Origin of the sequence: Mesorhizobium sp. M1E.F.Ca.ET.041.01.1.1 (assembly GCF_003997355.1) — a bacterium.
In the GTDB taxonomy this organism is placed as follows: domain Bacteria; phylum Pseudomonadota; class Alphaproteobacteria; order Rhizobiales; family Rhizobiaceae; genus Mesorhizobium.
Genome location: NZ_RZSL01000679.1, coordinates 1 through 2,898, shown reverse-complemented (window position 1 = coordinate 2,898; position 2,898 = coordinate 1). Strand labels below are relative to the sequence as shown.

At 64.7% G+C, this 2,898-nt stretch carries 2 protein-coding genes and 1 pseudogene; all 3 read right to left on the bottom strand.

Going from position 1 to position 2,898, the window contains the following annotated elements; translation table 11 throughout:
- Nucleotides 1–510: TniQ family protein (locus tag EOA38_RS32480; protein ID WP_145966176.1), on the bottom strand; the 510-nt coding region annotated here is incomplete at its 3' end.
- Nucleotides 507–1,384: pseudogene (locus tag EOA38_RS32475) on the bottom strand (TniB family NTP-binding protein). The gene EOA38_RS32480 and the pseudogene EOA38_RS32475, both read right to left, overlap by 4 nt.
- Before the next feature lies 1 nt (nt 1,385).
- Nucleotides 1,386–2,898 (bottom strand): Mu transposase C-terminal domain-containing protein (locus tag EOA38_RS32470; protein ID WP_127301149.1); only part of this gene is annotated, 1,513 nt, incomplete at its 5' end.

Below are 2,898 nucleotides of genomic sequence, written 5' to 3'. Positions count from 1 at the left end.
GGTCTGGTCGAAGGATGCAATCCCGCTTCGACAGGCGGGACATCGATCCCGAAGACCGCGACCATGCACGAAGCACGAGATGCGCGTCGCCAGCCGCCAGGGACGGCGAAAATACGGCACTTCGTCGTCGGCAAGGCACTGGGGACAATACTGCATCCAGGTCGAACGGTTCCGGCGGACGTTCTCGCGCAACGGCAGCAGGAGCGGCGTCAACGCTGGACCAGTCATCGCCATCGCCGATATCGTTTCGTGTGGAACGTCCGTCCGACCGGTCAGCAGGGTGGCGACCTCGCGTGGAAGCCGGAGATCGAGGCGCGGCGACCACATTCCGTCGCCCAACTCGAGGACGCTGGCGAATGGCCGCGGCGCGATACCGTTGGCGATGGCAAGGCGGTGGAGCCAGCTCGACAACAGCTCATCCGGCTGCGGGTCAATGGAAACGGGCCACCGATCCCGAACGACGTCCCCGTATCGCTCACGGACCTCGATGGCGAAGCGCGCTCCGCTCACAGCAGGCGGTCACGCACCGGCGCCCGGCGGCGCTTCGAGACGGGGATGTAGCGCAGCGCCTCGATGCCCGTTTTCGTTATCCGCTCCGCGCCAGACCTTGCCGCCGCCACGGCCGCCGCAGAGACGATCGCCACGATCTCGCCGATCAGGCCCTCGGAGATCTGGAAGATCATCCGCGCCATCGGTTCATCCGAGAGATCGGAAGCGCGGGCGAGCGGCATGGAGGCTTCGAGGCTGTCGAGCAGCGCGTGAAACTCCTCGCCATATTGCCATCGCGGCACTGCATGCAGGTCGAATCGGGTCGCCATTTCGGCGGTCTGGTTGATGAAGTCGTACACGGCGGCCTCACCGATCAGAATCGGTGAAATGTCGAACTGGCGGCCGATCCTTCTGAGGAATGCAAGAACCGCCTCGACGTCCCGCGATCGGCCCCGCAGCGCATTGTGGAATTCGTCGAAGATCAGCATCCTGGGCTTCACGCTGTCGAACAGGCGATCGATTTGCTCGGCTTTGCGACCGACACCACGACCCATGCCGGTTGGCGCTCGCAATGCCTCGAGGATGCTTCCATAGAAATGGGCGAGGCCCGCACCCTCACGCGTCTGGACCACCCACACCCGCTGCTGCTCGGCGGTTCTCAGATGTTCGACAGCAAACCGTTCGGCGATCATCGTCTTGCCGTTGGCATAGGGTCCGACGAGCATCAGGCCTCGGGTCCGCAACGCCCCGGCCGGGACAGCAACTCGGCAAGGCGTTCATGCGCTTGGACTGCCACCTGATGTCCGATCCATCGCGGCGCCTGGATATAGGCGATCCGCTCTTCCATGCTGCGGTCAAGAACCGGGCGAACGTGGTCGAGCAGATGGTCCACCACGTCACCAATCCTCGACCGGCAGACGGCGTTTCTGACGTATCGGATGCTCGGCAGGCGCTGGCGTCGCCGGACGCATCGCATCATAGGGTTTGGGCGCTTCGGCCGCGTGTGCTCGACGGACGGCATCGCGCACGGCCGCCTTTGAAGGCTTCTGCCCACCCGCTATTTCCGCGATCCGGCTGCGAAGCGTCACCTTCTCTACATCCGATCGGGCGTTTGCGGCACGTCGATGAGCACGGTCACCTTGGTGCTCCCATAGCGTCGTCGGTGTGGTGATCCCGTCTCTTCTCGCCACCGGCCGGAACTCTCGTGTGTCGGGATCCCGGATGTAGATGTGGCTGATGTAGCGAGGGTCGTATCGCACCTCGAGCCGGCTGAGCCGGTCCCGCTGCGGGACGAGGCTGCCCAGCCACGGTGAAAAATAGTCCAACGCGAACATGCTGACGCCCTGCGGCGAGATGCGCCTCTCCGTCCCAGGCATGAATGCCAGCAAGACCCGTATAGGATCATCGTCGAAGCGGGGCAAATCGTGCGCCAGCCGGTTCCATTCTGTCGCCGGCACCTTCAATGTCCTCGCGTTTTGCTGAAGGTTATGGTCGATCACCGCGAGCGCGACGCATCGCTCCAGATCGGCGAAGCAGAGACGGGCTCGGCGCTCTGCGGGATATTCGTCGCGGTCCGCCACGGATCTGCCCGTAGAGCCGGGCTGCGTCGCAAGAACGGCGTTGAGCTTTCCGAGCAGCCTTTCGACCACGCCGCCCTGGTGGACGCGGCCGCGATCCCGGTAGTGGATCCGAATGCCGTAGTCCTCGCACCCGCGCTGGAAGGCATTCCCTTTGAACTCCTTGGCTGAGTCGGTGACGAGCGACCGTGGTCGACCGAACATCGGCCATCCATGCTCGATGCCGCGCGCGGCCAACCATGCCTCCCTTGGACACATGGCGTGCGCCAGGCAGAGCGCGACCGACAGCGCCGACGGCTTCTCGAGGGTGAGGCAGAAGCCAAGAATGCAGCGGGTGGCCACGTCGGTGACGATCGTGAGATATGCCCGGCCGATGAACGTTCCGCCGCCGTCGACGACCTCCACGAAGTTGATGTCGGTGGGCGTGTGATCGATCTGGCAGACATCGAGCGGGCGTGCCGCATGGATGTATCCTGGCCGCGGTTTGAGCCGCTGGAGATGCTTCGGATTGGCGGACCGTTTCCTCGCGATCTCCTCGGGGCTGAACAGCCCGGGTATCCGGCGGGCGACCGTGAGATAGGACGGAGCGGCCAAGCCGGCCTCTTCGCAGCGAGCGCGGATCTCGGCCACGACGGGAGCGAGCGGCGGAGCCTCCAGCACGAGCCACTGCTCTCGCAACGTCGTCGCAATGATCGCCTCGATGCCTTGATCAAGGCGCTTCTTGCGGCTGCCATCCAACTGGGGCAGCAGCGACGTCACGGTCCGATCGTTGCGGTAGCGCGCCAGCAGATTGTAGACTTGGCGGGTCGAGAGGCGCAGCTCGGCAGCGGCC